At 70.6% G+C, this 26,501-nt stretch carries 28 protein-coding genes; 14 read left to right on the top strand and 14 right to left on the bottom strand.

Annotated elements, in window-relative coordinates:
- The first annotated feature begins 19 nt into the window (after positions 1-19).
- Complete coding sequence (gene purM / locus E1J50_RS10465; protein ID WP_132253214.1) at positions 20-1,078, top strand: phosphoribosylformylglycinamidine cyclo-ligase; 1,059 nt, start codon at positions 20-22, stop codon at positions 1,076-1,078.
- The gene (gene purN / locus E1J50_RS10470; protein WP_132253217.1) at positions 1,075-1,740 is read left to right on the top strand and encodes a phosphoribosylglycinamide formyltransferase; all 666 of its coding nucleotides are present in this window, start codon (positions 1,075-1,077) and stop codon (positions 1,738-1,740) included. Before purM ends, purN begins: the two co-directional genes overlap by 4 nt.
- Positions 1,741-1,776: 36 nt before the next feature.
- Here the strand turns inward: purN and E1J50_RS10475 are convergent, their stop codons facing one another.
- Together E1J50_RS10475 and ndk are read right to left on the bottom strand one after the other, a co-directional pair.
- Positions 1,777-2,139 carry a hypothetical protein gene (locus E1J50_RS10475; protein ID WP_132253219.1) on the bottom strand — a complete coding sequence of 121 codons (363 nt, stop codon included), beginning with the start codon at positions 2,137-2,139 and terminating at the stop codon, positions 1,777-1,779.
- A gap of 182 nt (positions 2,140-2,321) precedes the next feature.
- A complete protein-coding gene (ndk, locus tag E1J50_RS10480; RefSeq protein WP_132253222.1) occupies positions 2,322-2,744 on the bottom strand; it encodes a nucleoside-diphosphate kinase in 423 nt (140 codons plus the stop codon).
- 249 nt (positions 2,745-2,993) lie between these two features.
- On the opposite strand from ndk, the gene E1J50_RS10485 reads away from it, so the two are divergent.
- Positions 2,994-3,539 carry a DUF2147 domain-containing protein gene (locus E1J50_RS10485; protein ID WP_132253224.1) on the top strand — a complete coding sequence of 182 codons (546 nt, stop codon included), beginning with the start codon at positions 2,994-2,996 and terminating at the stop codon, positions 3,537-3,539.
- A 38-nt stretch (positions 3,540-3,577) separates the two neighbouring features.
- Here E1J50_RS10485 and E1J50_RS10490 read toward each other — a convergent pair whose 3' ends face one another.
- Positions 3,578-4,213 carry a glutathione S-transferase family protein gene (locus tag E1J50_RS10490; protein ID WP_132253227.1) on the bottom strand — a complete coding sequence of 212 codons (636 nt, stop codon included), beginning with the start codon at positions 4,211-4,213 and terminating at the stop codon, positions 3,578-3,580.
- 261 nt (positions 4,214-4,474) lie between these two features.
- On the opposite strand from E1J50_RS10490, the gene E1J50_RS10495 reads away from it, so the two are divergent.
- The 5 genes from E1J50_RS10495 (at position 4,475) to E1J50_RS10515 (ending at position 8,563) form a co-directional block, all read left to right on the top strand.
- Positions 4,475-4,744 carry a hypothetical protein gene (locus tag E1J50_RS10495; RefSeq protein WP_132253229.1) on the top strand — a complete coding sequence of 90 codons (270 nt, stop codon included), beginning with the start codon at positions 4,475-4,477 and terminating at the stop codon, positions 4,742-4,744.
- A 64-nt stretch (positions 4,745-4,808) separates the two neighbouring features.
- Complete coding sequence (locus E1J50_RS10500) at positions 4,809-5,225, top strand: DUF4345 domain-containing protein (protein WP_132253231.1); 417 nt, start codon at positions 4,809-4,811, stop codon at positions 5,223-5,225.
- Positions 5,226-5,295: 70 nt separating this feature from the next.
- Positions 5,296-7,323 carry an FUSC family protein gene (locus tag E1J50_RS10505; RefSeq protein ID WP_132253233.1) on the top strand — a complete coding sequence of 676 codons (2,028 nt, stop codon included), beginning with the start codon at positions 5,296-5,298 and terminating at the stop codon, positions 7,321-7,323.
- 5 nt (positions 7,324-7,328) lie between these two features.
- Positions 7,329-7,523, top strand: a complete 195-nt coding sequence (locus E1J50_RS10510) for a DUF1656 domain-containing protein (protein WP_132253235.1) — start codon at positions 7,329-7,331, stop codon at positions 7,521-7,523.
- Entirely contained in the window at positions 7,523-8,563 is a 1,041-nt protein-coding gene (locus tag E1J50_RS10515; RefSeq protein WP_132253237.1) for an efflux RND transporter periplasmic adaptor subunit, read from the top strand. Before E1J50_RS10510 ends, E1J50_RS10515 begins: the two co-directional genes overlap by 1 nt.
- Before the next feature lie 518 nt (positions 8,564-9,081).
- Here the strand turns inward: E1J50_RS10515 and gatB are convergent.
- From gatB to E1J50_RS10540, 5 genes are all read right to left on the bottom strand, one after another.
- On the bottom strand, positions 9,082-10,554 hold the full coding sequence (gene gatB / locus E1J50_RS10520; RefSeq protein ID WP_132253239.1) for an Asp-tRNA(Asn)/Glu-tRNA(Gln) amidotransferase subunit GatB: 1,473 nt from the start codon (positions 10,552-10,554) through the stop codon (positions 9,082-9,084).
- Positions 10,555-10,624: 70 nt separating this feature from the next.
- A complete protein-coding gene (locus tag E1J50_RS10525) occupies positions 10,625-10,924 on the bottom strand; it encodes a hypothetical protein (protein ID WP_132253242.1) in 300 nt (99 codons plus the stop codon).
- The gene (gene gatA / locus E1J50_RS10530; RefSeq protein WP_132253244.1) at positions 10,921-12,402 is read right to left on the bottom strand and encodes an Asp-tRNA(Asn)/Glu-tRNA(Gln) amidotransferase subunit GatA; all 1,482 of its coding nucleotides are present in this window, start codon (positions 12,400-12,402) and stop codon (positions 10,921-10,923) included. The genes E1J50_RS10525 and gatA overlap by 4 nt, the downstream gene beginning before the upstream one ends.
- Positions 12,403-12,502: 100 nt before the next feature.
- Complete coding sequence (gene gatC / locus E1J50_RS10535; RefSeq protein ID WP_132253246.1) at positions 12,503-12,790, bottom strand: Asp-tRNA(Asn)/Glu-tRNA(Gln) amidotransferase subunit GatC; 288 nt, start codon at positions 12,788-12,790, stop codon at positions 12,503-12,505.
- A 139-nt stretch (positions 12,791-12,929) separates the two neighbouring features.
- Entirely contained in the window at positions 12,930-13,217 is a 288-nt protein-coding gene (locus tag E1J50_RS10540; RefSeq protein WP_132253248.1) for a hypothetical protein, read from the bottom strand.
- Positions 13,218-13,333: 116 nt separating this feature from the next.
- Here E1J50_RS10540 and E1J50_RS10545 point away from each other — a divergent pair, with 116 nt between their 5' ends.
- Both E1J50_RS10545 and ruvX read left to right on the top strand, forming a co-directional pair.
- Positions 13,334-13,924 carry an SMI1/KNR4 family protein gene (locus tag E1J50_RS10545; RefSeq protein WP_132253250.1) on the top strand — a complete coding sequence of 197 codons (591 nt, stop codon included), beginning with the start codon at positions 13,334-13,336 and terminating at the stop codon, positions 13,922-13,924.
- Positions 13,921-14,415: a Holliday junction resolvase RuvX gene (ruvX, locus tag E1J50_RS10550; protein WP_132253253.1), complete on the top strand. Its 495-nt coding sequence runs from the start codon at positions 13,921-13,923 to the stop codon at positions 14,413-14,415. The genes E1J50_RS10545 and ruvX overlap by 4 nt, the downstream gene beginning before the upstream one ends.
- Here ruvX and dprA read toward each other — a convergent pair.
- From dprA to E1J50_RS10570, 4 genes are read right to left on the bottom strand one after another with little or no spacing between them, the layout of a single operon-like run.
- On the bottom strand, positions 14,409-15,602 hold the full coding sequence (gene dprA / locus E1J50_RS10555; protein ID WP_132253255.1) for a DNA-processing protein DprA: 1,194 nt from the start codon (positions 15,600-15,602) through the stop codon (positions 14,409-14,411). The two genes, ruvX and dprA, sit on opposite strands and share 7 nt — an antisense overlap.
- A 45-nt stretch (positions 15,603-15,647) precedes the next feature.
- Complete coding sequence (gene plsY, locus E1J50_RS10560; RefSeq protein WP_132253257.1) at positions 15,648-16,253, bottom strand: glycerol-3-phosphate 1-O-acyltransferase PlsY; 606 nt, start codon at positions 16,251-16,253, stop codon at positions 15,648-15,650.
- On the bottom strand, positions 16,253-17,563 hold the full coding sequence (locus E1J50_RS10565) for a dihydroorotase (protein ID WP_425374925.1): 1,311 nt from the start codon (positions 17,561-17,563) through the stop codon (positions 16,253-16,255). Before E1J50_RS10565 ends, plsY begins: the two co-directional genes overlap by 1 nt.
- 5 nt (positions 17,564-17,568) lie before the next feature.
- Complete coding sequence (locus E1J50_RS10570) at positions 17,569-18,516, bottom strand: aspartate carbamoyltransferase catalytic subunit (RefSeq protein ID WP_132253261.1); 948 nt, start codon at positions 18,514-18,516, stop codon at positions 17,569-17,571.
- A gap of 197 nt (positions 18,517-18,713) precedes the next feature.
- Here E1J50_RS10570 and E1J50_RS10575 point away from each other — a divergent pair, with 197 nt between their 5' ends.
- From E1J50_RS10575 to topA, 3 genes are all read left to right on the top strand, one after another.
- A complete protein-coding gene (locus E1J50_RS10575; RefSeq protein WP_132253263.1) occupies positions 18,714-19,595 on the top strand; it encodes a cytochrome b/b6 domain-containing protein in 882 nt (293 codons plus the stop codon).
- Positions 19,592-20,389 (top strand): molybdopterin-binding protein, encoded by a 798-nt coding sequence (locus E1J50_RS10580; RefSeq protein WP_132253265.1) that lies wholly within the window; start codon positions 19,592-19,594, stop codon positions 20,387-20,389. The genes E1J50_RS10575 and E1J50_RS10580 overlap by 4 nt, the downstream gene beginning before the upstream one ends.
- Positions 20,390-20,572: 183 nt before the next feature.
- Complete coding sequence (topA, locus tag E1J50_RS10585) at positions 20,573-23,302, top strand: type I DNA topoisomerase (protein ID WP_132253267.1); 2,730 nt, start codon at positions 20,573-20,575, stop codon at positions 23,300-23,302.
- 15 nt (positions 23,303-23,317) lie between these two features.
- Here the strand turns inward: topA and E1J50_RS10590 are convergent, their stop codons facing one another.
- Positions 23,318-23,503, bottom strand: coding sequence for a hypothetical protein (locus E1J50_RS10590; RefSeq protein ID WP_132253269.1), 186 nt, complete (start codon positions 23,501-23,503; stop codon positions 23,318-23,320).
- A gap of 343 nt (positions 23,504-23,846) precedes the next feature.
- Between E1J50_RS10590 and parE the strand changes: the two genes are divergently transcribed.
- A complete protein-coding gene (parE, locus tag E1J50_RS10595; protein WP_132253271.1) occupies positions 23,847-25,910 on the top strand; it encodes a DNA topoisomerase IV subunit B in 2,064 nt (687 codons plus the stop codon).
- A 208-nt stretch (positions 25,911-26,118) separates the two neighbouring features.
- Here the strand turns inward: parE and E1J50_RS10600 are convergent.
- A partial coding sequence (locus E1J50_RS10600) for an outer membrane protein (protein ID WP_425374924.1) occupies positions 26,119-26,501 on the bottom strand: 383 nt, incomplete at its 5' end.

Below are 26,501 nucleotides of genomic sequence, written 5' to 3' on the forward strand. Positions count from 1 at the left end.
GCGGCTGGGACGAGCGAGCATGACGGACAAGGGGCTGACCTACGCGCAGGCGGGCGTCGACATCGATGCCGGCAACGCCATGGTCGAGACGATCAAGCCGCTGGTGCGCGCGACGCGCCGCCCCGGGGCGGATGCCGAGATCGGCGGATTCGGCGGCCTGTTCGACCTCAAGGCCGCGGGCTTCAAGGACGCGATCCTCGTAGCGGCGAATGACGGCGTCGGCACCAAGGTGAAGATCGCGATCGAGACGGGGCGCCACGCGACGATCGGCATCGACCTCGTGGCAATGTGCGTCAACGACATCATCGTCCAGGGCGCCGAGCCGCTCTTCTTCCTGGATTACTACGCCACCGGGAAGCTCGTGCCCGGCGTCGGCGCCGACATCGTGCGGGGCATCGCCGATGGGTGCCGGCAGGCCGGCTGCGCGCTGATCGGCGGCGAGACCGCCGAGATGCCGGGCCTGTACGAAGGCCAGGATTACGACCTCGCGGGCTTCGCCGTGGGTGCGGCCGAGCGCGGCACGCTGCTGCCGCGTGACGGGATCGCCCCGGGCGATGGGGTGCTCGGCCTGCCCTCATCCGGCGTGCACTCGAACGGCTTCTCGCTGGTGCGCCGGATCGTGGCGAAGACCGGCTTGGCCTGGGACGCACCCGCTCCGTTCGCGCAAGGGGTGAGCCTCGGCGAGGCGCTTCTGGAGCCGACCCGGATCTACGTGAAGCCGCTGCTCGCCGCGCTCGGCGCGAACCACGGCATCAAGGCTCTCGCGCACATCACGGGCGGAGGGTTTCCCGACAACCTGCCCCGCGTGCTGCCGGACGGCGTCGGCATCGAGATCGACCTCTCGGCCGTCGCGCCGCCTCCCGTCTTCGGCTGGCTCGCCCGCGAGGGCGGCGTGGCCGAGCCCGAGATGCTCCGCACGTTCAATTGCGGCATCGGTATGGTGATCGTGGCCGCGGCGGCTGAGGTCGAGGCGGTGGCCGAGGCCCTGAGAGCGGCCGGCGAGGCGCCGGTGCGGCTCGGGCGGATCACCGAGCGAGGGGCGGAGCCCGTCACCTTCACGGGCGCCCTCGCGCTGTGACGGGCGCCATGCGCAAGCCCCGCGTCGCGATCCTGATCTCGGGGCGCGGCTCGAACATGGTCTCGCTGATCGAGGCGGCGCAGGCGCCCGATTTCCCGGCCGAGATCGTGCTCGTTCTGTCGAACCGGCCCGAGGCGGCGGGACTCGCGCGCGCCTCGGAGGCGGGAATCCCGGCCCGCGCGATCGACCACCGGGCCTATCCCGACCGGGCGAGCTTCGACGCGGCGCTGCAGGCGGCGCTCGAAGCGGAGAGGATCGACCTCGTCTGCCTCGCCGGCTTCATGCGGATCTTCACGCCGGGTTTCGTCGAGGCGTGGTCGGGCCGGATGCTCAACATCCACCCCTCGCTGCTGCCCCTGTTCCGGGGCACCCACACGCACGAGCAGGCGCTCGCGGCGGGCGTGCGCCTGCATGGCTGCACGGTGCATTTCGTGGTGCCGGAACTCGACGCCGGGCCGATCGTGGCGCAGGCGGCCGTGCCGGTCCGTCCGGGCGACGATGCCGACAGCCTCGCGGCGCGCGTAATCGTCGAGGAGCACCGCCTCTACCCTGCCGCGCTCGCCCTGGTGGCAGGAGGGAGGGCGCGGCTCGCAGAGGGTCGGGTCGTGTTCGACGAGGCTCTGCCGCGGGCGCAGGGCGCCCTCCTGAGCCTCGTCGCGTAGCGGGAATGCTCCCGCGTCAGGGACGAGCGCCGCGGCTCAGACCGGGCGCTGCAGCTTGCAGGAATCGAGAGCCGACAGCGCCTTCGCGCGGGCCGAATCGTTGAAGTAGCCGGTCGTGCGGTAGGCCTCGATCTCGGACTCGTCGAGGGTGCGCAGCGTCTGCTTGGCGTAGCAGCCGCAGGGGCGCTCCAGCGAGGCTTCCGACGCGCTGGTGAGGCGGGCCTGGATCACCGCGCAGGCGTGGCGCACGCGGCTCTCGAGGTTGGCCTTCGGTGCCGTGCGGAGCGCCGGGTCGGGCTGGTACTGCTCGAAGGGAGCCGAGGAGCCACCGGCGAGGGCGGCGGTCGCGCCGAGCGCGAGCAGGCCGGCGGCGATCAGCGTGGAGAAGCGGCGGGTCATGGTGGAATGAGTCCGTTGGCAGGCGCGTGGAACCTTCGCCGTTGGACTCCTCGCTACCCCGCCCCGTCAAGGGCGCCCCGGCCACACCGCATCCCGATCGTGAGATCCGGCAAAACGGCGTCGCCGAAGGCGCATCGGTGTGGCGCGGCGGTCACCGCGGACCGCCGGCGCCAGGTCCGCCCTCAGCCGGCGATGTCGCTGTCCTGGAAGAACTGCGCGATCTCGATCCGGGCGTTCTCGGCGCTGTCCGAACCGTGCACGGTGTTCTCGCCGACCGACTCGGCGAACTTCTTGCGGATCGTGCCCTCGGCGGCCTGGGCCGGGTTCGTCGCGCCCATCACCTCGCGGTACTTCGCAACCGCGTTCTCTCCCTCGAGAACCTGCACCACGACCGGGCCCGAGGTCATGAACTCGACGAGCTCGCCGAAGAACGGGCGCTCCTTGTGCACCTCGTAGAACTTTTCCGCCTGCGCGCGGCTCATCTGAATGCGGCGCTGGCCGACGATGCGCAGGCCCGCCTCCTCGATCACGGCATTGACCGCGCCGGTGAGGTTCCGCCGGGTGGCGTCGGGCTTGAGGATGGAGAAGGTGCGCTCGGTGGCCATGATCCGTCCGGGTTTCTCGTGTCGGGAAAGCGTGGGCGAGCGGAAAACCGCTTCGGCGCCGGGCTTATAGCGGGGGCGATGCCCGCTCTCAACCCGAGCACGGGCCGGGGCGGAGCATGTTCGGCGGACCCCGAATATGGCGTTGCCGCAACACTGCCGAAAAATCGCCAGAAAGCCACCGTTGATTGCACCTCCGACTCCCCCCTCCCGCCGAGCCTGCGCGCAGGCCCCAGCCCAGGAGACCAGGACATGCGTATCGCCCTCTCGTCCGCCCTCAGTCTCGCCGGTATCGCGGGGGCCCATGCCGACACGGCCAAGGACCCCTCGGGGACGTGGCTGACGGAGGATGGCCGGGCGAAGATCCGCCTCGATCGCTGCGGCCCCGCCCAGGCGAATGTCTGCGGCAAGGTGGTCTGGCTCAAGGTGCCGAACACGGATGCGGGCACGCCGCGCACGGACCTGAAGAACCCGGACCCGAAGAAGCGCACCCGCCCGATCATCGGCCTGCCGCTCATCGATGGGCTGAAGCCGGACGAGGCCAAGTTCTCGGGTGAGATCTACAACGCCGACGAGGGAAAGACCTATCAGGTCAGTCTGGAGCGCGAGAGCGGCAGCGAGCTCAGCGTGACCGGCTGCCTGCTCAAGGTTCTCTGCGGCTCGCAGACCTGGACCAAGGTGCCGGACGTGAACCAGCAGGCCGCCGTGGTGACACCGGAGCCCGGCGCCAAGCCGGCGCCGAAAGCCGCCGCGAAGCCGGCCGCACCCGCCGCCAAGGCCGACAAGCCTGCCGAGTGAGGCCCTCGCCCCTCCCCTGTTCGGGGAGGGGCGACCTCTCAGATCGCGGCGAGCCCCCGCTGCACGGCCGGACGCGCCAGGACCCGGTCGAGCCAAGCCTTCACGTTCGGCAGCGGACCGACGTCGATGCCCTGCTTCTCGTGGAACTTGGCCCAGGTGAGCGTGGCCATGTCGGCGACGGAGTAATCGCCCGCGAGGTAGTCCCGCCCGGCCAAGCGGTGATCAAGCACGCCGTAGAGGCGGTTTGCCTCCGCCGTGAAGCGGTCGATCGCGTAGGGGATCTTCTCCTGCGCGTAGATGCGGAAATGGTGCGCTTGGCCGAGCATCGGCCCGAAGCCCCCCACCTGCCAGAACAGCCACTCGTCGACCGCCACCCGCGCCCGCTCGTCGGCCGGGTAGAACTGGCCGGTCTTGCGGCCGAGATATTGCAGGATCGCGCCCGATTCGAAGATCGTGATCGGCTGCCCTCCCGGGCCGTCCGGATCGACGATCGCGGGAATCTTGTTGTTCGGCGAGATCCGCAGGAAATCGGGCGCCATCTGCTCGCCCTTGCCGATGTTCACGGGCACCACCCGATAGGGCAGCCCGCATTCCTCGAGCATGATCGGGATCTTCCAGCCGTTCGGCGTGCTCCAGGTGTGCACGTCGATGGGTGTGCCCGTGACGGCGGCCATGGTGCCTGCTCCTGAAGGATGTCCACGGTCCGCCCGGCTCAGCGCCTGGCCCGTGCGGACCCTCGCGCAGCTAGCCCAGATTCCGGGATGGCCTCAAGGGTTCCGCGCGGATCCGTCACGATCGCGAGATCGCGCCCGGCTTGGCGGGGACGGCGGGTTCGCGCCTCGGCACGCCCTCTTGCCGTTCGGGCCCATCGGCGCTGTGATGGTCGCCGCGCACGGCCGCGCCCGCGGCCTGCGGCAGGTCGGGGATCCATCACGATGCTCTCACGTCTCATCGTCGCGGCGCTCGCCGCGCCGCTCTTCCTCGTGCAGCCCGCGCTCGCCAAGGATCCGCCGGCGGCCAAGCCTGCCGCTGCCGAGCCCGCGGCCAAGGAACTCACGCCCGGCCAGAGTGCGGCCCGCGAGCGCCAGAAGAAGTGCGGCGCCGAGTGGCGCGGCCTCTCCGCGACCGAGAAGACCGCCCAGGGGCCGAAATGGCCGCAATATTTCAGCAAGTGCGTCAAGCGCCTGAAGCAGCAGAAGGCGTGAGAGCGAACCTCCGGACCGTCCCGCGGGTTCTTCGCCGGCGGAGGAGGCGAGGAGGCTGCGAGGAATGATGGGTGAGCGACGCGCCCTGCAACGCGTGGTGGCCCTGGCCGCCGTGATCCCGATCTCGGCCGGGCTCTACGGAGTGTTGTTCGGGATCAACGGACTCGCGGGCGGCGTCGAGAACGTCTCGGCCGACAGTCATTTCCGCTACCTGTCGGGCCTCCTGACCGGCATCGGCCTGCTGTTCTGGTCTTGCGTGCCCGGCATCGAGGGAAAGACGCGTCTGTTCCGCTTCCTCACCCTCGTCGTGGTGCTCGGTGGTCTCGCCCGGCTTCTCGGGCTCTACCTTACCGGGCTGCCCTCGCTCACGATGCTCGCGGCCCTCGGAGTGGAACTGGTGCTGACCCCCCTCCTCTGCCTCTGGCAGGCGCGGGTCGCGGCGCGCGCCGGTGAGGCCGCGCCCCTGCCGAGGGACGTGTGACGATGCCGCGCGCGATTGGCCCCCGCCGTCACGCGCAGCCGCCCGGGCGGGACGCCTCGGGGTTCGCCGGATGAGCGGGGCCGTCGCCCCCGCATCGTCGCGGATCGATCGCTGGCTCGACCGGATCGAGGCCGTCGTGCCTCGCCCCTCCGCCTGGGCCTTCGCCCTGCGGATCTGGCTCGCGATGATGCTCGCGCTCTACGCGGCCTTCTGGCTTCAGCTCGAGAGCGCTTCGTCGGCGGCCGTCTGCGTGGCAATCCTCGCCCAGCCCAAGCGCGGGCAGGCCCTGTCGAAGGCGTTCTACCGCTTCTTCGGCACGCTCGTCGGGGCCGCCGTCGCACTCCTTCTCGTGGCCGCTTTCGGGCAGGACCGCGTGCTGCTCCTCGTGAGCTTCACGGTGTGGCTGTCGCTGTGCGTGTTCGTTGCCAACTTCCTGCAGGACACCCGCGCCTACGGCGCGATGCTATCCGGCTACACGGTGGCGATCATCGCGATCGCCAACATCGACACGCCTGAGGCCGCGTTCGACTCGGCCGTATCCCGGGTGGCCGCGATCGCGGTCGGGATCGTCTCCATCACGTTCATCAACGACGCGCTCGCCTCGCCCACGACTTGGCAATCCCTGCGCACGAGCCTGTCGGACGTCCTCGACCGGGTGACGGCCTTCGCCCATGTCTGCCTAACGCGGGGCGATCCGGGACCGGAGGCGGCGCTCGGCCAGATCAGGGCCATCGCCCCCCTGCGGGCCGATGCCGGCGCCGTCGCGGGCGAGCTCGACGACGGCCCGCAGCGGGCGGCAGGGACCCGCAGCGCGATCGCGGCGCTCTACGCCGTCTCAGCCTGCGCCCGCACCTTCGCCATCGCGGTCGGGTGGATGGGGGCCCCGACGCCGGCGGTCGAGGAGGCCCGCGGGATCTGCGCGCGCCTGACCGGAGAGGGGCGCCCGAGCGCGCGAAGCCTCGCGGAGGCGCGGGCCCGCCTCTGCGAGCTCCTGCGGACAGCGGCGATGCGGGACGAGCCCGACGTCGACGAGGTGCTCGCCCTTCAGCGCGCCCTCGACCTTGCCCGCGCCCTCGACTTCGCCCGCGATGGGCTCGGCTCGCTCAGCGAGGGCAACCGGCCGCTGCGCGACGTGAGGCTGCCGACGCACCGCGACTTCGCGGTGGCTCTGCGCGCTGCCGCGCGGATCGCCCTCGCCTTCGGCCTCACCTGCCTGCTCTTCGTCTTCGCCGGCTGGCCCGCCACCTCCTTCGCCCTGGTACAGGTCGCGGCGACGGGCGCCCTGTCCTCCCTCAACCCGGATCCGAAGAAGTTCGCCAACGGCGTGCTTATCGGGATGAGCCTCGCCTCGGCCGCGGCGGGCATCGTGCTCTTCGTGGTGCTGGCCGGGGGGCAGGGCTTCCCGCTCCTCGCCATCGCGATGGCGCCGGTGATCTTCCTCGCCTGCTTCCTCAGCCTGCGGCCGGCCACCTTCGGGATCGGCTTCATCCTGCTCGTGTTCTTTCCCGTCCTCGTGTCGCCCGCCAATCCTCAGGTCTACGATCTGCAGGTGTTCGTGCAGAACGCCCTGCTCGTGCTCGTCGCCGCCGGGATCCTCTGGCTGACCGTCCGCCTCGTGCTGCCGGTCTCGCCGGAACAGGCGCGCCGCTACGCCTTCGAATCGGCGCGACGGGATCTGCGCGACGCGCTCGTCGGCGAGGGCGGCGACGCCACGACCCGCACGAGCCTCAACAGCGACAGGCTGTTCCAGTACGCGCAGGTGAATACGGGGTCCGAGCCCGTGCGCAAACGCCGCCTGGAACTCGCCTTCGCCATCGCGCAACTCGAGGCCTCCGCGGCGCGCGCGCACGCGCAACTGCGCGCGCTCTGGCCCGATCCGGGGCTGAGGCAGGTCTCCGTGCGGGGGCGCCTGCTCCTCGACGAGGAGCGGTTCGGCGAGATCCCGGAGGCGGCCGCCGATCTCCTGCGGGCGGCGCGTCACCGTGGGCGGGAGATCGAGCTCGGCGCCGCCCGCGCGGCGAGCGACCTCGTCGCGTCCGCGCACGTCATCGGGCGTCACCGGCGGTTCCTGCACCGCCTCGGCCTGCCGGGATCGTGACCGCCATGCACCGCGACCTCGACCTCGGCGGCATCCTGATCTCACCCTTCGTGGCCTATGCCGCCGCTTCCCTCGTCATCCTGGTGCTGATGCGCGCCCTCTTCGCGCGGATCCGCCTCGCCCGGTACGTCGCCAACCCGCCCCTCGTCGAGGCCGGGCTCTACATCTGCATCGTCGCCCTGATGGTCGCCCTGTTCTGATGACCGATCCCGATCCGAGATCCCGCCCAGACGCCGACCCGCTCCACGCCGCGGAGCCGGCCGCCAGCGACGCGCCGATTCTGCCGGCCCGCCGCCGGGTCCGGCTCGGCCGCATCCTCCGGCTCGTCGCCACCGCGCTCGTCCTCGTCCTCGCGGCGGCGGCGGCTGCCTTCGTCTGGTCCTACTACGTGACCGCGCCCTGGACCCGCGACGGGCAGGTGCGCGTGCAGGTTGCGAGTGTCGCGCCGCAGGTCTCGGGCCAGATCGTGGAACTGCGCGTCACGGACAACCAAACCGTGCGCCAGGGCGACATTCTCTATCGGATCGACCCGTTCGACTACGAGGTCGCGATCGCGTCGGCCGAGGCGGAGTTGAAGAACCGGGAGGCCGACCTCCAGGTCAAGCGCACGCAGGCCCAGCGGCGCGAGCAACTGACCACCCTCTCGACCTCCGTCGAGGAGAAGCAGCAATACGAGGGCACCGCCAAGATCGCGGAGGCGGCCCTCGACAGCGCGAAGGCTCAGCTCTCGCAGGCGAAGATCAACCTCGCACGCACGGAGGTGCGCTCGCCGGTGAACGGGCGGGTGACCAACCTGCTCCTGCGCAACGGCGACTACGCGACCAAGGGCACCGTCAACGTCGCGGTGATCGACACGGACTCGTTCTGGATCGACGGCTACTTCGAGGAGACGAAGATGCCTCATATCCGCGTCGGCGATCGCGCCGAGGCCGTCCTGATGGGGTTCGGCGAGAGCCTGCGCGGGACCGTCGAGAGCGTGACGCTCGGCATCAGCACCGCGAATGCCGCGCCGAGCACGCAGGGCCTGCCCTCTGTGAACCCCGTCTATACCTGGGTGCGCCTCGCCCAACGGGTGCCGGTGCGCATCCGCATCGACCACGTCCCCGAGGGCATCACCCTCGTCGCCGGCATGACCTGCACCGTCTCCCTGGGCGAGGCCGGCCTGCGCGGGCGCGACTGGTTGCTGACGGCCTGGGCCCGCCTGCGCGATCAGGGGCGGCGCCCGCCGCGCGAGAACTGATCCGGCCCAGCGTCCGCTTCGCAGTGCAGCAAAACATTGGCGTAAGTTCTTGCAAGCTGGAGGTGCAATGCGAAGAGCAGAGCGACGATGAGAAACGTCAAGCGTCGCCGCATTTTCCGACTTGACTGAGTGCGAATACGCTCGCAGGCTACGCGTGTGCTTCGGAAAAGGAAGCACAGGCCGCACCGGAAGTGGTTCCCTGCCACGCGGGCGAGCCCGGATGCGACGGAGCCGGTGCGAGCCGGGAGATCGGGCTGAAGGAGACGGGCATGACGCCACCTCAGCAGAGTGCCGCGACGATGACCCCGGGACCGGTTCGGCCCGAGGCCTAGTGGCGACCACACGGACAACCGGACGGAGACGGCTCTAGGGGCGCAGAAGCGGCCGCAACGGCGCGACTTCGAACACGCACCAGCCCCACCTGAAGCCGTTTCCGCCGCGGTTCCTCCCGGCTAAGCCGGACGATGTCGGCGAAAGCGCGGCCCGCGCCGAGAGGCGGACGGGCCTTCTCGCGCGGCTTACTCGATCCCGAGCTTGGACTTGAGCAGCGCGTTCACCGCGGCCGGGTTCGCCTTGCCGCCGGTGGCCTTCATGGTCTGCCCGACGAACCAGCCGAGCAGGGTCGGCTTCTCCTTCGCCTGGGTCACCTTGTCCGGGTTCTGAGCGATGATCGCGTCGATCGCCGCCTCGATGGCGCCGGTGTCGGTCACCTGCTTCAGGCCGCGCGCCTCGACGATCTGGCGCGGGTCGCCGCCTTCCGTCCAGACGATCTCGAACAGATCCTTGGCGATCTTGCCGGAGATCACGCCCTCGCCGATCAGGTCGATGATCGCGCCGAGCTGGGCGGCCGAGACCGGTGTCTCCTCGATCCCCCTGCCTTCCTTGTTGAGCCGGCCGAACAGCTCGTTGATCACCCAATTCGCCGCGGCCTTGCCGTCCCGGCCCTTGGCGACGGCCTCGTAGTAATCGGCAGAGGCGCGCTCGGCGACGAGCACGCCCGCATCGTAGGCCGAGAGGCCGAATTCCGAGACGAAGCGCGCCTTCTTCGCGTCGGGCAGCTCCGGCAGCCCCCCGGCCAGACCGTCGACATAGGCCTGCTCGAATTCGAGCGGCAGCAGGTCGGGATCGGGGAAATAGCGATAATCGTGCGCCTCTTCCTTCGAGCGCATCGAGCGGGTCTCGCCCTTGCCGGGATCGAAGAGGCGGGTCTCCTGGTCGATCTTCCCGCCATCCTCGAGAATCGCGATCTGGCGGCGGGCCTCGGTCTCGATGGCCTGCCCGATGAAGCGGATCGAATTGACGTTCTTGATCTCGCAGCGGGTGCCGAGCGGCTCGCCGGGGCGGCGCACCGAGACGTTCACGTCGGCACGGAGATTCCCCTTCTCCATGTCGCCGTCGCAGGTGCCGAGATAGCGCAGGATGGTGCGCAGCTTCGTCACGTAGGCGCGCGCCTCCTCGGAGGAGCGAAGATCCGGCCGCGAGACGATCTCCATCAGCGCCACGCCCGAGCGGTTCAGGTCGACGAAGCTCTGATTCGGGCTCTGGTCGTGCAGGGACTTGCCGGCATCCTGCTCGAGATGCAGGCGCTCGATGCCCACCGTGATCGACTCGCCGTCCGCGAGATCGACCAGGACCTCGCCCTCGCCCACGATCGGGTCCTTGTACTGCGAGATCTGATAGCCCTGCGGCAGATCGGGGTAGAAATAGTTCTTCCGGTCGAACACCGAGCGCAGGTTGATCTTCGCCTTGAGGCCGAGGCCGGTGCGGATCGCCTGCGCCACGCATTCCTCGTTGATCACGGGGAGCATGCCGGGCATCGCCGCGTCGACCAGGGAGACATGCGCGTTCGGCTCCGCCCCGAAGGCGGTGGGAGCGCCCGAGAACAGCTTCGAGCGGCTCGTGACCTGGGCGTGGATCTCCATGCCGATCACGACCTCCCAGTCGTGCAGGCCGCCCTTGATCAGCTTCTTCGGGTTCACGGGTGCGTTCATGGTCGTCCGGGCCGGATGGATGGGGTCGGGTCCGCTCGTTCGGTCAGTTACGGGCCGCCGACGCGGAGGGTCAAGCGCGCGGCCGGATCGCCCGGCGGGCGAGGAAGCCGACCATCGCCCAGACGAGGGCGCCGATCGTGCGCACGGGGAAGAAGGTCGGCCCGTCGTGGCTCACCGGCGCGGGCCAGGGGATCCCGATCGCGGAGATCGCCCAGGAGGCCAGCACCGAGACCGCGAGAGCGATGATCGCCGCGATGAAGACCTTGCCGAACTGGCTGGCCGTCCATCCGAGATAGAGGGCGAGGCCGACGAGGATGGGATCGAAGGCGGCCCAGATCCAGACGGTCCAGGGATAGTAGGGGACGCTCACGCCCACCACGCCCTGGGCAGGCTCATGCGGCCGGCCGCATCCTCGATCGCCTGCGCGGTCGCGAACAGGGTTTCCTCGTCGAAGGGGCGGCCGATGAGCTGCAGCCCGAGCGGCAGGCCCTGCGCATCGAGCCCCGCCGGGACCGCGATGCCGGGAAGCCCCGCCATGTTCACGGTCACCGTGAAGACGTCGTTGAGGTACATCTCGACCGGGTCGGCCGAGGCCTTCTCGCCGATGGCGAAGGCGGAGGACGGGGTCGCCGGGGTCAGGATCGCGTCGACGCCGGCCGCGTAGACCGCCTCGAAATCGCGCTTGATCAGGGTGCGGATCTTCTGGGCGCGCACGTAATAGGCGTCGTAGTAGCCCGCCGAGAGCACGTAGGTGCCGATCATGATGCGCCGCTTGACCTCGCGGCCGAAGCCGGCGGCGCGGGTGTTCTCGTACATCCCGACGATGTCCTTGCCCGGCACGCGCAGGCCGTAGCGGACGCCGTCGTAGCGGGCGAGGTTCGAGGAGGCCTCGGCCGGGGCCACGATGTAATAGGCCGGCAGCGCGTACCGGGTATTCGGCAGCGAGATCTCCCGGATTTCGGCGCCCGCCGCGCGCAGCCACTCGGCGCCCTGGTCCCAGAGGCGCTGGATCTCGGCGGGCATGCCGTCGACCCGGTACTCCTTCGGAATGCCGATGGTGAGGCCCTTCACGCCGCGCGACACGGCGGCCTCGAAATCCGGCACCGGCAGGTCGACGCAGGTCGTGTCACGGGCGTCCGGGCCGGCCATGGAGCCGAGCAGGATCGCGCAGTCGCGGACCGTGCGGGCGATCGGGCCGGCTTGGTCGAGGGAGGAGGCGAAGGCCACCGTGCCCCAGCGCGAGCAGCGCCCGTAGGTCGGCTTGATGCCGACCGTGCCCGTGAAGGCCGCGGGCTGGCGGATCGAGCCGCCGGTATCCGTCGCGGTGGCGCCGAGGCAGAGATGGGCGGCGACCGCGGCGGCGGAGCCACCCGACGATCCGCCCGGCACGATCGGCGCGTCGGAGCCGTTGCGCCGCCACGGCGAGATCACGTTGCCGTAGGCGCTGGTCTCGTTCGAGGAGCCCATGGCGAACTCATCGAGGTTGAGCTTGCCCAGCATCACGGCGCCGTCGCGCCAGAGGTTGTGGGTGACGGCGGATTCGTAGTGCGGCTCGAAGCCTTCGAGGATCTTCGAGCCGGCGGTCGTGACCACGCCGTGCGTGCAGAACAGGTCCTTGATGCCGAGCGGCAGGCCTTCGAGGGGGCGACCCTCGCCCTTGGCAATCTTCGCGTCCGAGACCTCGGCCATCGCGAGGGCGCGGTCGGGCGTCTCCAGGAGGTAGGCGTTGAGGGCGCGGGCCTTCTCGAGGGCCGCGATATGGGCCTGCGCCAACTCGCGCGCGGAGAAGTCCTTGGCCCTCAGGCCGTCGCGCGCCTCGGCGAGGGTGAGTTCGTTGAGTTCCGTCACGATTGTCCGTCCTCAGCGGCCCGCCCAGGTGGCGGCCGGCCTGCCCGCCGGGCGGCGGGCGCGTCGCAAGTGGCGGGCCTGAAGGCCCGCGCCTCCGGTCCTACTCGACCACCTTGGGAACGATGAAGTAATGGTCCTCGGTCTCGGGCGCGTTGGCGACGACCTCCTGCGCCCGGTCGCCGTCCGTGATGACGTCCGCGCGCTTCTTCATCGCCATCGGCGTCACCGAGGTCATCGGCTCGACATTCGCCACGTCGACGGCGCCGAGTTGCTCGACGAAGGCGAGGATCGCGTTGAGCTCGCCCTGGAGCGGCGCCACGTCCGCCTCGCTCACCGCGATGCGGGCGAGATGCGCGATGCGCCGGACTGTCTGTGCGTCGACCGACATGCTGACTTGTTCATCCTCGCGCGGGAGGCCCGAAGCAGGGCGGCCGCGTGCGGCGCCCGGGGCAATCGTCCGCGCTATAGCACCGGCCTTCGCGCGCCCGCAACGCGGGCGGCGGCACCGTCGGCCGGGGGGTGCGGCCTCAGGTCACGACGTGGTTCGGAGTCACCGAGATCTCGATCACGATGCCGGGACGCTTGGGATGGCGCTCGGCCTGGGCGAAGCCGAAGACCAGGGTCTCGAACGCCAGGAGCAGCATCAGCTTGTGCCGCCGCCGCAAGCCCCGGCGCTCGCCCGGAGCGTCGGGCTGTGCCTCCGGGCGGATTCTGCCGACCGCGACGAGGGCGGCGGCCGGCACGGCCCGGCCCGCGGCGGAGGTCACGAGGCGCAGGATCGGCTTCATCCGCGGCATCCGGCTCGGCGCTGTCACGGGCGACCTCGAAAAGGGTTAAGGAATTCTTAAACGCGACTATGGCCGAACGGGTGCCGGCACGGCTAGAGCAAGGTTTCGTTATGGTTAATGCGTCGGACGTGCGGAGGGGCGGGATGTGGCAGGCGGTGTTCGGGGACCTTCGCCCCGGCTGTCCGTCCAGCGAGGCCGAGATCGCGCGGGCTGAGGAGGAGCTTGGCTTCGCCCTGCCGGATTCCTACCGGAGCTTCTGCCGCGATTGCGGGGCCGGGATCGCGGGCGGCCTCATCCGGATCGCGACGCCGCTGCCCTTCGAAGCCGCGGATCTCGTCACGCGCGGCGGCCTGATCGCGCACAGCGTGGGCAGCGCCGCGCAGGCGCTCGCCGCGAATCCGGCCTTCGCGGACCGGCCCTTCCGCTTCGACGTCGCGGGCGACGATCCGAGCGTGCTCGATCGCGCCTTCTTCTTCGGAGAGACCCTCGACGGGGCCTTCCTGTTCTGGGACGTCCGGGGGACCGGCGAGTACGACATCTGGGTGATGGGAGCCGACTTGGAAAGCGTGCGCTTCGGTGCGGAGAGCCTCGACGAACTCTTTCGTACCCTGCAGGGGCCGCGCGCCGGCGCGATCCTCGGACCCGAAGCGGAGCCCCTGCCCTCCCGTTTCGAGGGCATCGAGGAGGCGGTGCTGGCACGGGCCGGGGCGCCCGCAAACCCGGACGCGCCGTGACCGCCGACGAGATCCTCGCTTTCGCCGAGGCTTCGCGCGCGGGCGCACGCCTGATCGGGATCGATCTCGGCACGAAGACGATCGGGCTCGCCCTCTCCGACCTCGGCCGGACCATCGCGACGCCGCTCGAGACCATCCGCCGGGTCAAGTTCACGCAGGACGCGACGCGCCTCAAGGTCCTGTGCGGGCAGCATTCCGTGGGCGGGCTGGTGATGGGTCTGCCCCTCAACATGGATGGCAGCGCCGGGCCGCGGGTCCAGTCGACGCGCGCCTTCGTGCGCAACCTCAAGCCCCTGCTCGACCTGCCGGTCCTCTACTGGGACGAGCGCCTCTCGACGGCGGTGGTGACGCGCGCGCTGATCGAGGCCGACGCCTCGCGGGCGCGCCGGGGCGAGCTCGTGGACAAGCTCGCCGCCACCTACATCCTGCAGGGCTGCCTCGACGCGATGCGGGACCGCACGGCGACGGACGACGACGACCCCGACTACTGACCGATCAGCGAGACGGTGCCGCTGCCGTGGCGCTCGATCCGGCCGTCGAGCTCGAGTTCGAGAAGCGTGGTCTGGACGATCCGCACGCTGAGGCCGCTCGCGCGGGCGAGTTCGTCCGTCCCGACCGGCGTCGGGCTCAGGTAGGCGATCAATCGGCTGCGGTCATCCCCCGCTTCCGCGAGGGAGGAAGCGGGGGATGCAGGCTCGGCGAGCCCGTCTGCCGGAACCGTCAGCGCGATCCCGTCGAGGTCGATCTCGTCCCAGAAGATGGGCTCGTCGGCGAGGTCGGGCCGGTCGACGGCGAGGGCCGAGCCGGTGCCAACCTCCGCCACCAGGGGGGCGAGGACGAGGAGGACATGGTCGGGTTCGGCCACGAGCGTCGCGCCCTGGCGGATCAGGTCGTTCGTGCCCTCAGCCCGCGGATCGAGGGGCGAGCCCGGCACCGCGAAGACCTCGCGCCCCTGCTCCAGGGCGAAGCGGGCCGTGATGAGGGAGCCCGAGCGCCGCGCCGCCTCGACGACGACGCTGCCGAGCGAGAGCCCCGAGATGATGCGGTTGCGCCTCGGGAAGTCGCGGCCCCGCGGCTCCCAGCCCATCGGCATCTCGGCGACCACCGCGCCGCCATCCCCGAGGATCGCGTCCACCAGCCCGGCATGGTTGGCGGGATAGATCCGGTCCTGCCCGCCCGCGAGCACGGCGACCGTACCGGTCGCCAGCGCCGCCTTGTGCGCCCGCGCGTCGATGCCGCGGGCGAGGCCCGAGACGACGACGAGACCGGCCTCGCCGAGCGCCCGCGCCAAGCGCTCGGTGAAGGCGAGGCCTGCGGCCGAGGCGTTGCGCGAGCCGACGATGGCGACGCAGGGCCGCCGCAGCACGGCCGCCTCGCCGCGAATCGCGAGGAGCGGCGGCGCGCTGTCGGTCGCCTGCAGGGCTCTCGGATAGTCGGGCTCGCCCATGGCCACGAGGCGGATCCCGAGCCGGGCCGCCGCCGCGATCTCGGCCTCGGCCTCACCGCGCGTCGGCGGCAGGATCCGCCGCCCCCGCGCCGCGGTCAGGTTCGGCAGCGCGTCGAGGGCGGGGCCGGCCCCGCCGAAACGGTTGATCAGCCCGCGGAAGGTGCGGGGGCCGACGCCCTCGGTGCGGATCAGGCGCAGCCAGTCGAGCCGCTGCGCGTCGGTGAGCTGCATCCCCCCTCCTTGGTCCCTCCCCCGAAGGACCGGCAGGCGGGCGGCTCAGCCCTTCTGCCCGATGCGCCCCTCGGTGCCGGCCATCAGGCGGCGGATGTTGGGCGCGTGCTTCCACCATAGCAGGGCGGCGAGCACGAGGAAGAGCAGCGCCGCGCGCGGGTCGCCGAGCGCCCAGAGGACGAAGGGGGTCGCCGCCGAGGCGACGAGGGCCGAGAGGGAGGAATAGCGGAGCGCGAAGGCGAGGCCGAGCCAGAGCGCCGCGAAGGCGAGCACCGCGAGGGGATTCAGCGCCAGGAGAACGCCGATGAAGGTCGCCACGCCCTTGCCGCCCTTGAAGCCGAGCCAAGCCGGGTAGAGGTGCCCGAGAAAAGCGCCCAGCCCGGCCAGCAGGGCCGCCGTCTCGCCGAATCGGGCGGCGACCAGCACGGCGGCGGTGCCCTTCAGGGCATCGCAGAGCAGCGTCGCCGCGGCGAGGCCCTTCCGGCCCGTGCGCAGGACGTTCGTCGCGCCGATATTGCCCGAGCCGATCGCCCGCACGTCGCCGAGCCCGGCAATCCGCGTGAAGATCAGCCCGAACGGGATCGATCCCAGGAGATAGCCGCCCACGAGCCAGGTGGCGAGGATCGGCCACGCGGCCGCGCCCGAATCCATCAGGCGGTCTCCGCGAGGTCGTGGCCGCGATGCACGACCTTGCCGCCGACGAGGGTCAGCACGGCCGCCCCCTGCAGGCGTGCCTCGTCGAAGGGCGAGTTCTTCGAGCGGGACTTCAACTGCCGCTTGTCGAGGAGATAAGGCACGTCCGGATCGATCACGACGAGGTCGGCCGGCGCGCCGACCGCGAGGCGGCCCGCCTCGCGACCGAGGATCTCGGCCGGGCGCGTCGACAGCGCCCGCAGGAGTTGCGGCAGGGCGACGTCGCCGGTGTGGACGAGGCGCAGGGCCGCTCCGAGCAGCGTCTCGATGCCCAGCGCCCCGTCCGCGGCCTCGGCGAAGGGCAGGCGCTTCGTCTCGACATCCTGCGGATTGTGGTCCGAGACCACGACGTCGATCAGCCCCTCGGCGAGCGCGCCGACCACGGCCTGCCGGTCGGCCTCGTGCCGGAGCGGCGGCGAGAGCCTGCAGAAGGTGCGGTAATGCCCGATGTCGCCCTCGTTGAGGACGAGGTTGTTGACCGAGACGCCGCAGGTGACGGGCAGCCCGTCCACCTTCGCGCGGCGGACGATCTCGACCGAATCGGCGCAGGAGATCATCGCGGCGTGGTAGCGGCCGCCGGTCAGCCGCACGAGGCGGATGTCGCGCTCCAGCATCACGGTCTCGGCCTCGCGCGGGATGCCGTGGAGCCCGAGGCGGGAGGCCATCTCGCCCTCGTTCATCACCCCGTCGCCGACGAGATCCGGCTCCTCGGCATGCTGCATCAGGAGCACGCCGAAATCCCGGGCATAGGTGAGCGCCCGGCGCATCACCTGGGCATTGGTCACCGCCCGCAGCCCGTCCGTGAACGCCACGGCTCCGGCTTCCCTCAGGAGGCCGAACTCCGTCATCTCGGCGCCCGCTAGCCCCTTGGTGATGGCGGCGGCCGGCAGGACGTTGACGCTCGCCGTGTCGCGGGCGCGGCGCAGCACGAAATCGACGATGGCCGGCCCGTCGATGACCGGGTTCGTATCCGGCATGCAGACGAGCGTCGTGACGCCGCCCGCGGCCGCGGCGGCGCTCGCGCTCGCCAGCGTCTCCCGATGCTCCGCACCGGGCTCGCCGACGAAGGCGCGCATGTCGATGAGGCCGGGCGCGAGGACGTGGCCGGCGCAGTCGACGACCTCCGCGCCTTCCGGCGCCGGGGGCGTTGTGCCCCAGACGATGTCGGCGATGCGGCCTTCGCGCACGAGGATCGCGCCGGGACCTTCGCGGCCGGCGGCGGGATCGATCAGCCGGGCATTCGAGAGGAGAAGGGGGCGAAGCGACATCGGCATCACGCGTTCGGCAGGTGCGTCGCGAGGGCTTCCAGCACCGCCATCCGCACGGCGACGCCCATCTCGACCTGCTCGCGGATCAGCGACTGGGCCCCGTCCGCGATGTCGGAGGCGATCTCGACGCCGCGGTTCATGGGTCCCGGATGCATCACCAGGGCGTCCGGCTTGGCGAGCCGCAGCTTGTCGTGATCGAGGCCGAAATAGCGGAAATATTCCTTCACGGAGGGCACGAAGGAGCCGTTCATGCGCTCGCGCTGGAGGCGCAGCATCATCACGATGTCGCAGCCGCCGAGGCCCTCGCGCATGTTCGTGAACACCTCCACGCCGAAGCGCTCGATCCCGGTGGGCAGCAGCGTCGAGGGGCCGATCACCCGCACGCGGGCGCCGAGCGCCTGCAGCAGGATGATGTTGGAGCGCGCCACGCGGGAGTGCAGGACATCGCCGCAGATCGCCACCTGGAGCCCTTCGATCCCGCCCTTGTTGCGGCGGATCGTCAGCGCGTCGAGGAGCGCCTGGGTCGGATGCTCGTGGGCGCCGTCACCGGCGTTGACCACCGCGCAATCGACCTTCCGGGCGAGCAGGTGCACGGCGCCGGCGGCGTGGTGGCGCACCACGATGATGTCGGGCCGCATGGCGTTGAGGGTCGCCGCCGTGTCGATCAGCGTCTCGCCCTTCTTCACCGACGAGGAGGCGACCGACATGTTCATGACGTCGGCGCCGAGGCGCTTGCCCGCGAGCTCGAACGAGGATTGCGTCCGGGTCGAGGGCTCGAAGAACAGGTTGATCTGGGTGCGGCCGCGCAGGGTGGTGCGCTTCTTCTCGACCTGCCGGGAGATGTCGACGGCGGCGTCGGCCCGGTCGAGCAGGCCCTCGATCTCGGGGCGGGTCAGCCCCTCGATACCGAGCAGGTGGCGATGCGGGAAGCTCGGGGTCACGGGCGCACTCATGTCGAGGCCGGGCTATAGGTCGCGGGCACGGGCGCCGCAAGGCTCGGCGCCCCTCGCCCCCACAAACTCGTGAGACGACGACCCCTCGCAACCTTCCCGTTCTGCCCAACGTAGACGCGTAACTTCCGGCGGTGCCGCGGCGAACGAGTCCGCAGCGGCTTCCCGAGCGCCGGCCAGCGGATCACGAGCGCCTGCCCTTGTCTCTCTCATCGGCCCCGACCCGTCCTGTCGAGGAGGCTCGCGGACCCGCCCGGGTCTGGACCTTCCGGCATCCCCTGGTGATCCGCCTCGCACATTGGATCAACGTCGCCTGCCTCGCCGTGCTGCTGATGAGCGGCCTGCAGATCTTCAACGCGCACCCGGCCCTCTACTGGGGCGCGGCTTCCACCTTCGACGCGCCCGCCCTCGCCATAACGAGCGACGAGGGGCCGAACGGGACGCCGCGCGGGATCACGCAGATCGGGACGCACACCTTCGACACCACGGGCTGGCTCGGCCTCTCCTCGGTGGCTGGAGAGCAGACCGACCGCGCCTTCCCATCCTGGGCGACGCTGCCGGCCGGCCAGGACCTCGCGACCGGTCGCCGCTGGCACTACCTGTTCGCCTGGGCCTTCGTGATCAACGGGCTGGTCTACATCGCCTACGGCCTCGGCACGGGGCAGTTGCGGCGCCGCCTGATCCCGGACGGGGACCAGATCCGCGACATCGGCGGCTCGATCCGCGAGCACCTGACCCTGCACTTCCCGGAGGGCGAGGAGGCGCGCCGCTACAACGTCCTGCAGAAGCTGACCTACCTCGTGGTCGTGCTCATCCTCCTGCCCGTCATGGTGCTGGCCGGCCTCGCGATGTCGCCCGGGCTCGACGCGGCCTTCCCCTTCCTCACCGAAATGTTCGGGGGCCGGCAATCGGCCCGCAGCGTGCACTTCATCGTGGCGAACCTGCTCGTCCTGTTCGTCATCATCCACGTGCTGCTCGTGCTGCTCTCGGGCTTCTGGAACAACATGCGCGGCATGGTCACGGGATGGTTCGCGATCCGACGGATGCCCGGCGAGACGATCGAGGCGGGAGAGCGCCGATGAAGAGCCTCGCCCCCCATCGCCGCCGCTTCCTGCGCGGAGCGGCCGGTCTCCTCGGTGCGGCCGCCCTCGGCGGCTGCGACCGGCTCGCCGAGACCGCGTTCGGTCGCCGCACGCTCAAGCTCGGCGAGGACGCGAACCTGTTCGTGCAGCGCCTGCTCCTGACGCCGCAATCGCTCGCCCGCGAATTCCCGGAGACGGCGATCTCCAGCTATTTCAAGCCGAACGGCACGATCGACCCGCCCGACGAGGCGTACCGCGCCCTCGTCGCGAACATGTTCTCCGGCTTCCGGCTCGGGGTCGGCGGCCTCGTCGAGGCGCCGCAGGCCCTCACGCTCGCGGATCTCCGCGCCCTGCCCGCCCGCACCCAGATCACGCGCCACGATTGCGTCGAGGGCTGGAGCTCGATCGGCAAGTGGACCGGCGTTCCCCTCTCGGAAATCCTGAGCCGCGCCCGGCTCAAGCCGGAAGCCCGCTACATCGTGTTCCATTGCGCAGACACGATGGAGGTGTCCGGCGGCGGCCTGGAGGAGAGCGGCACGCCGATCCGCTATTACGAGAGCATCGACCTCACCGACGCCTACCATCCGCAGACGATCCTGGCCTACGACATGAACGGCAAGGCGCTCCCGGTGGAGCACGGAGCCCCCTTGCGCCTGCGCCTCGAACGCCAGCTCGGCTACAAGATGGCGAAGTACGTGATGCGGATCGAGGTGGTGGACTCGTTGGCCAAGCTCGGCGACGGTCAGGGCGGCTACTGGGAGGACCGGGGTTACGAGTGGTACGCGGGGATCTGAGCGCCGTTCGACCCCCTTCTCCCAGCGACGGCGGACGGACGGGCAGCCCGCGCGATTTGACATCCCGCCGCCCTTCCACCACTTCTGCCGGCGAGATGGCCCCTCCCTCGGAGGCGGCCGGCATCCGACACAATTGCATCTGACCGTCGCTGCGGTGGGCTCTGGCAAGAGGCTGACCCGTTCATGAAAGTCGTCGTCGTCGAGTCGCCGGCCAAGGCCAAGACGATCAACAAATATCTGGGCCGCGACTACGAGGTCATCGCCTCCTTTGGCCATATTCGCGACCTGCCGGCCAAGGACGGCTCGGTCGATCCCGAGAACGACTTCCTCATGCTGTGGGAGTTGGAGGATCGCGGTGCGAAGCGGGTCTCCGAGATCGCCAAGGCCGTGAAGGGCGCGGAGAAGCTCATCCTCGCCACCGACCCGGACCGTGAGGGCGAGGCGATCTCCTGGCACGTGATCGAGGCGCTCGCCGCCCGCAAGGCGCTGAAGGGCGTGCCGGTCGAGCGGGTGACGTTCAACGCCATCACCAAGGACGCGGTCCAGACCGCGATGCGCCAGCCCCGCGAGATCGACCAGGCCCTGGTCGACGCCTACCTCGCCCGCCGTGCGCTCGACTACCTCGTCGGCTTCAACCTCTCGCCCGTCCTCTGGCGCAAGCTCCCCGGCGCCCGCTCGGCCGGCCGGGTGCAGTCGGTGGCGCTCCGCCTCGTCTGCGAGCGCGAGTACGAGATCGAGACCTTCCGTCCCCGCGAGTACTGGTCGATCGTCGCGACGCTGGCGACGGAGGCCGGCGCCGTGTTCGAGGCGCGGCTCGTCGGCGCCGACGGCAAGCGCATCCAGCGCCTCGACGTCGGCAACGGCGAGGAGGCGGCGGCCTTCAAGCGCGACCTCGAACTCGCGACCTTCCAGGTGGCGAGCGTCGAGGCGAAGCCCGCCAAGCGCCACCCGCAGCCGCCCTTCACGACCTCCACGCTGCAGCAGGAGGCCTCGCGCAAGCTCGGCATGGCGCCGGCCCAGACCATGCGGGTCGCGCAGCGCCTCTACGAAGGCGTCGAGATCGGCGGCGAGACGGTGGGCATCATCACCTACATGCGGACCGACGGCGTCGACATGGCGCCGGAGGCGATCCAGGACGCCCGCCGCGTGATCGGACGCGAGTTCGGCGACGCCTACGTACCCGGCGCCCCGCGCAAGTACAGCACCAAGGCGAAGAACGCGCAGGAGGCCCACGAGGCGGTGCGCCCGACCGAGATGAGCCGCCTGCCGAAGCAGGTCGCCCGCTACCTCGATCCCGAGCAGGCCCGGCTCTACGACCTGATCTGGACCCGCACCGTGGCGAGCCAGATGGAATCGGCCGAGCTCGAGCGCACGACCGTCGACGTGACGGCGAGCGTCGGCCCGCGCCGGATCGATCTGCGCGCCACCGGCCAGGTGGTGAAGTTCGACGGCTTCCTCGCTCTCTACCAGGAGGGCAAGGACGACGAGGCCGACGAGGAGAGCCGCCGCCTGCCGCCGATGAAGGCGGGCGATCCGCTCAAGCGCGAGCGCATCACCTCCACGCAGCACTTCACCGAGCCGCCGCCGCGCTATTCGGAGGCCAGCCTCGTCAAGCGCATGGAGGAACTCGGCATCGGGCGGCCCTCGACCTACGCCGCGATCCTGCAGACGCTGCGCGACCGCGAATACGTCAAGATCGAGAAGAAGCGCCTCGTCCCCGAGGACAAGGGCCGGCTCGTCACGGGCTTCCTGGAGAGCTTCTTCAAGCGCTACGTCGAGTACGATTTCACCGCCGATCTCGAGGGCCAGCTCGACCGGGTCTCGAACGCCGAGATCGATTGGCGCGAGGTTCTGCGCGAGTTCTGGCGCGACTTCTCCGCCGCGGTCGGGGGCACGAAGGAGCTTCGGGTCGCGGAGGTGCTGGAGGCGCTGAACGAGCTCCTCGGCGCCCACATCTTCCCCGAGCGGGCGGACGGCGCGAACCCGCGGTCCTGCCCGAATTGCGGCTCGGGCTCGCTCTCGCTCAAGCTCGGCAAGTTTGGCGCCTTCGTCGGCTGCTCGAACTACCCCGAGTGCAAGTACACCCGCCAGCTCTCGGCCACCGGCATCGAGGGCGAGGGCGACGGTTCCTCGTCCGAGGGTGGCCAGCCCGGCGTGCGGGTGCTCGGAAACGACCCCGCCACGGGGTTGCCGGTGACGCTGCGCGACGGCCGGTTCGGCCCCTTCGTGCAGCTCGGCGAGACCTCCGCCGAGAAGGGCGCCGAGAAGCCGAAGCGCTCCTCGCTTCCCAAGGGCGTCGCCCCCTCGGCGGTCGATCTGGAGAAGGCGCTGCGCCTCCTGGCCCTGCCGCGCGAGGTGGCGCGCCATCCCGAGACGGGGGAGCCGATCCTGGCCAATCTCGGCCGGTTCGGGCCCTACGTGCAGCACGGCAAGACCTACGCGAACCTGGGCAAGGACGACGACGTCCTCGAGATCGGCGCCAATCGGGCGATCGACCTCATCGTGGCCAAGGAGCAGGGCGGCGGCCGCGGGCGCCCCGCCTCGGATCCCGGCCGCGCGCTCGGCAAGGACCCGGCCTCGGGCCGCGAATTGACGGTGAAGGCCGGGCGATACGGCCCCTACGTCACCGACGGGGAGGTCAACGCCACGCTGCCGAAGGCGGTGAGCGCCGAGGCCCTGACGCTCGAGGAGGGGATCGGGCTCGTCAACGCCAAGCGTGCCTCGGGCGGCGGCAAGGCTCCCGCGCGCGGCCGCAAGGGCGCAGGAGCCCGCAAGGCTCCGGCCCGGAAGGCGGCGTCCGAGGGCGAGGAGGCGGCGCCGAAGAAGCGGGCGGCTGCGAAGTCCGCGGGCAAGGCCAGTGGCGGCAAGGCTGCCGCCAAGCCGGCAGCCAAGAAGACGGCGGCCCGGGGCTGAGACCCCGGACGTCCCTCAGACCAGGTAGGTGATCGTCGCGGCGAGTGCGGTCGCGAAGGTCGCCAGCGCGAGGGTCGCAGGGGTGACGAAAGCAGCCCGCGCGGCATCCCGGGCCTCCTCGGCGAAGCCGAAGGCCTCGCCAGCCGCCCGCTCGTAGCGTGCGAGGGCGATGTGGCGGGCTTGAGCGGCGGCGTTGCTCATCGGCGTCCTGCTCCCACTTCCCGTCGCGGAACACCGCGCTACGGCAAAGCTTTGCCGTGACAATGCGCCAGCGCACATAAAGGTTCCCTGAACGGTCGCGGTGTCCGCGATCAGCTGTGAGGCGATCTTAACCATCCCTCCCGCATCAGTTTGATGACGGTCGCCGGGCCTGCGAGCGGGTCCGCCGTGCCGGCGGCGCATTTGGCCGCTACGGCGCCGCCATGCGATGCTCGACCGCACCGGCACAGGCGCCGGTCGCTTTGATGTTTCCGGTTTGTTCCGGTAGAACGAGCGGATGAAGGCACATGCTGCGAAACGAAATCCGGCGGCACGGGGGACACGCGTGAGCGATCCGGCACGGGATCTGTTCGGTCCGGGCGCGAAGGCGCCCGCCGCGGGCCTCGGCAGCCGGGAGGAGGCGCGCCGCCGCGTGAGCCTGACGCCCCCTCCCCCCACGCCCGATTCCGCGGAAGCGGGCTACGACGCCTCCGCCATCGAGGTGCTGGAGGGGCTGGAGCCGGTGCGCCGCCGGCCCGGCATGTATATCGGCGGCACCGACGAGCGGGCGCTGCACCACCTCTTCGCCGAGGTGATCGACAACTCGATGGACGAGGCGGTGGCGGGCCACGCGAGCTTCATCGAGGTGGAACTCGAGGAATCCGGCGCCCTGGTCGTCACCGACAACGGCCGCGGCATCCCGGTCGACCCGCATCCGAAATTCCCGGGCAAGTCCGCGCTCGAGGTCATCATGACCACGCTGCATGCGGGCGGGAAGTTCGACTCGAAGGTCTACGAGACCTCCGGCGGCCTGCACGGGGTCGGCATCTCGGTGGTGAACGCGCTCTCCGACCTCCTCGAGGTCGAGGTCGCCCGCAACCAGACGCTCTATCGCCAGACCTTCTCGCGCGGCCACGCGCAGGGTGGGCTGGAGACGGTGGGGCGCGTCCAGAACCGGCGCGGCACGCGGGTGCGCTTCCACCCGGATGCCGAGATTTTCGGCTCGCTCAAGTTCGATCCGCGCCGCCTCTTCAAGATGGCGCGCTCCAAGGCCTACCTGTTCGGCGGCGTCGAGATCCGCTGGCGCTGCGCCCCTGCCCTCTTGGAGGGGCTCGAGGGCGTGCCGGTCGAGGCCGTCCATCGCTTTCCCGGAGGCTTGCGCGACTACCTCGCCCGTGACATCGAGGGGAAGGAGCTCGTCACCGACGCGATCTTCTCTGGCAAGGTCACGAAGCCGGGCAGCCACGGCTCGCTCGAATGGGCGGTGGCCTGGATGGTCCAGGACGACGGCGTCTCCTCCTCCTACTGCAACACGATCCCGACGCCCGAGGGCGGCACCCACGAATCCGGTCTGCGCGTCGCCCTGCTGCGGGCGCTGCGCGAGCACGCGGAGCGGGTGAACCAGGCCAAGCGCATGGCCGCGGTGACGACCGACGACGTGATGGCGACCTGCGCCTCAATGCTCTCGGTCTTCATCCGCGAGCCCGAGTTCCAGGGCCAGACCAAGGACAAGCTCGCCACGGTGGAAGCCTCCCGCATCGTCGAGACGGCGGTGCGGGACGCCTTCGACCACTGGCTCGCGGATTCGCCCGCCCAGGCCAACAAGCTCCTCGACTGGGTGATCGACCGGGCCGAGGAGCGCCTGCGCCGCCGCCAGGAGAAGGAGGTCGCCCGCAAGACCGCGACCCGCAAGCTCCGCCTGCCCGGCAAGCTCGCCGATTGCTCGGCCGCCGGAACCGCGGGCTCGGAGATCTTCATCGTCGAGGGCGACTCGGCCGGCGGTTCGGCGAAGCAGGCCAGGGACCGGGCGACCCAGGCGATCCTGCCCTTGCGCGGCAAGATCCTGAACGTCGCCTCGGCGAGCCGCGACAAGCTCGGCGCCAACCAGCTGATCTCGGACCTGACCCAGGCGCTCGGCTGCGGCACCGGCCACCAGTATCGCGAGGAGGATCTCCGCTACGAGAAGGTGATCATCATGACGGACGCCGACGTCGACGGCGCCCACATCGCCTCGCTCCTGATCACCTTCTTCTACCGGCAGATGCCCCGCCTGATCGACAAGGGGCATCTCTACCTCGCGATCCCGCCCCTCTACCGGCTCCAGCAGGGCACCAAGACCGCCTACGCGCGGGACGACGCCCACAAGGACCAGCTGATCAAGGCCCAGTTCAAGAGCGGCAAGGTGGAGATCGGGCGCTTCAAGGGCCTCGGCGAGATGATGCCGGCGCAGCTCAAGGAGACGACGATGGATCCGAAGAAGCGCACGCTCCTGCGCGTCGCGGTCCTCGACGAGGCGCGGGAATCGACCGGCGACACGGTCGAACGCCTGATGGGCAACAAGCCCGAGGCCCGCTTCGCCTTCATCTCCGAGCGCGCCGCCTTCGCCGACGGGACTGACCTCGACATCTGAGTCGAGCGGGCGGGCGCTTCCCAGCGGGTCGCCTGCTGTCCGCAGGCGGCGCGTTCGCCCCCTCCCGCGAGGGCGGCGCCTCGAGCGCATCCCGTGCCCCGCGCATCTCCCCCGCCATCCTCGAAAACGAGAAAGCCCGGCCGTGAGGCCGGGCTTTCCGCTCGTCGTCTCAATGGGCGGCGCCGGAGCGCCGCCCAAGAGGCCGATCTTAGTAGGAACCGAACTTGTAGTTGAGGCCGGCGCGGACGACGGCGAACTCGTCGTTGCGGCGGGAGACGAAGTTCGGGACGGCGTAGACGACGCCGCCGGTCTGGTTGTTGACGACCAGGGCGCCCGCGGTGCGGTTGCCGCGGTCGAGGTTCACGTACAGGCCTTCCACCTTCAGCGTCACGGCCGAGGAGCGGAAGAAGTTCAGGAAGGAGTCGGTCGGCAGCGCATACTCGATGCCGCCGCCCGCCGCCCAGCCGGTGCGGAAGTCGTCGTTGCCGCGGAAGCCGCCGAAGCGCTGCTCGTTGCTGCCGGCGCCGTAGGCGAAGCCGCCGGTGCCGTAGAGCAGGGTGCGGTCGAAGGCGTAGCCGAGGCGGCCGCGCA

The sequence above is a fragment of the Methylobacterium segetis genome (genome assembly GCF_004348265.1).
In the GTDB taxonomy this organism is placed as follows: domain Bacteria; phylum Pseudomonadota; class Alphaproteobacteria; order Rhizobiales; family Beijerinckiaceae; genus Methylobacterium; species Methylobacterium segetis.

Excerpts from the sequence above, each read along its gene's own strand:
- E1J50_RS10515 (WP_132253237.1), top strand. The coding sequence starts at position 7,523 with ATGACCGATCCCGATCCGAGATCCCGCCCAGACGCCGACCCGCTCCAC.
- E1J50_RS10490 (WP_132253227.1), bottom strand. The coding sequence starts at position 4,213 with ATGGCCGCCGTCACGGGCACACCCATCGACGTGCACACCTGGAGCACG.
- purM (WP_132253214.1), top strand. The coding sequence starts at position 20 with ATGACGGACAAGGGGCTGACCTACGCGCAGGCGGGCGTCGACATCGAT.
- ndk (WP_132253222.1), bottom strand. The coding sequence starts at position 2,744 with ATGGCCACCGAGCGCACCTTCTCCATCCTCAAGCCCGACGCCACCCGG.
- E1J50_RS10475 (WP_132253219.1), bottom strand. The coding sequence starts at position 2,139 with ATGACCCGCCGCTTCTCCACGCTGATCGCCGCCGGCCTGCTCGCGCTC.
- E1J50_RS10570 (WP_132253261.1), bottom strand. The coding sequence starts at position 18,516 with ATGAGTGCGCCCGTGACCCCGAGCTTCCCGCATCGCCACCTGCTCGGT.
- topA (WP_132253267.1), top strand. The coding sequence starts at position 20,573 with ATGAAAGTCGTCGTCGTCGAGTCGCCGGCCAAGGCCAAGACGATCAAC.
- E1J50_RS10500 (WP_132253231.1), top strand. The coding sequence starts at position 4,809 with ATGATGGGTGAGCGACGCGCCCTGCAACGCGTGGTGGCCCTGGCCGCC.
- E1J50_RS10565 (WP_425374925.1), bottom strand. The coding sequence starts at position 17,563 with ATGTCGCTTCGCCCCCTTCTCCTCTCGAATGCCCGGCTGATCGATCCC.
- E1J50_RS10505 (WP_132253233.1), top strand. The coding sequence starts at position 5,296 with ATGAGCGGGGCCGTCGCCCCCGCATCGTCGCGGATCGATCGCTGGCTC.
- E1J50_RS10590 (WP_132253269.1), bottom strand. The coding sequence starts at position 23,503 with ATGAGCAACGCCGCCGCTCAAGCCCGCCACATCGCCCTCGCACGCTAC.
- E1J50_RS10495 (WP_132253229.1), top strand. The coding sequence starts at position 4,475 with ATGCTCTCACGTCTCATCGTCGCGGCGCTCGCCGCGCCGCTCTTCCTC.
- gatC (WP_132253246.1), bottom strand. The coding sequence starts at position 12,790 with ATGTCGGTCGACGCACAGACAGTCCGGCGCATCGCGCATCTCGCCCGC.
- plsY (WP_132253257.1), bottom strand. The coding sequence starts at position 16,253 with ATGGATTCGGGCGCGGCCGCGTGGCCGATCCTCGCCACCTGGCTCGTG.
- E1J50_RS10580 (WP_132253265.1), top strand. The coding sequence starts at position 19,592 with ATGAAGAGCCTCGCCCCCCATCGCCGCCGCTTCCTGCGCGGAGCGGCC.
- E1J50_RS10510 (WP_132253235.1), top strand. The coding sequence starts at position 7,329 with ATGCACCGCGACCTCGACCTCGGCGGCATCCTGATCTCACCCTTCGTG.
- gatB (WP_132253239.1), bottom strand. The coding sequence starts at position 10,554 with ATGAACGCACCCGTGAACCCGAAGAAGCTGATCAAGGGCGGCCTGCAC.
- E1J50_RS10545 (WP_132253250.1), top strand. The coding sequence starts at position 13,334 with ATGTGGCAGGCGGTGTTCGGGGACCTTCGCCCCGGCTGTCCGTCCAGC.
- dprA (WP_132253255.1), bottom strand. The coding sequence starts at position 15,602 with ATGCAGCTCACCGACGCGCAGCGGCTCGACTGGCTGCGCCTGATCCGC.
- E1J50_RS10485 (WP_132253224.1), top strand. The coding sequence starts at position 2,994 with ATGCGTATCGCCCTCTCGTCCGCCCTCAGTCTCGCCGGTATCGCGGGG.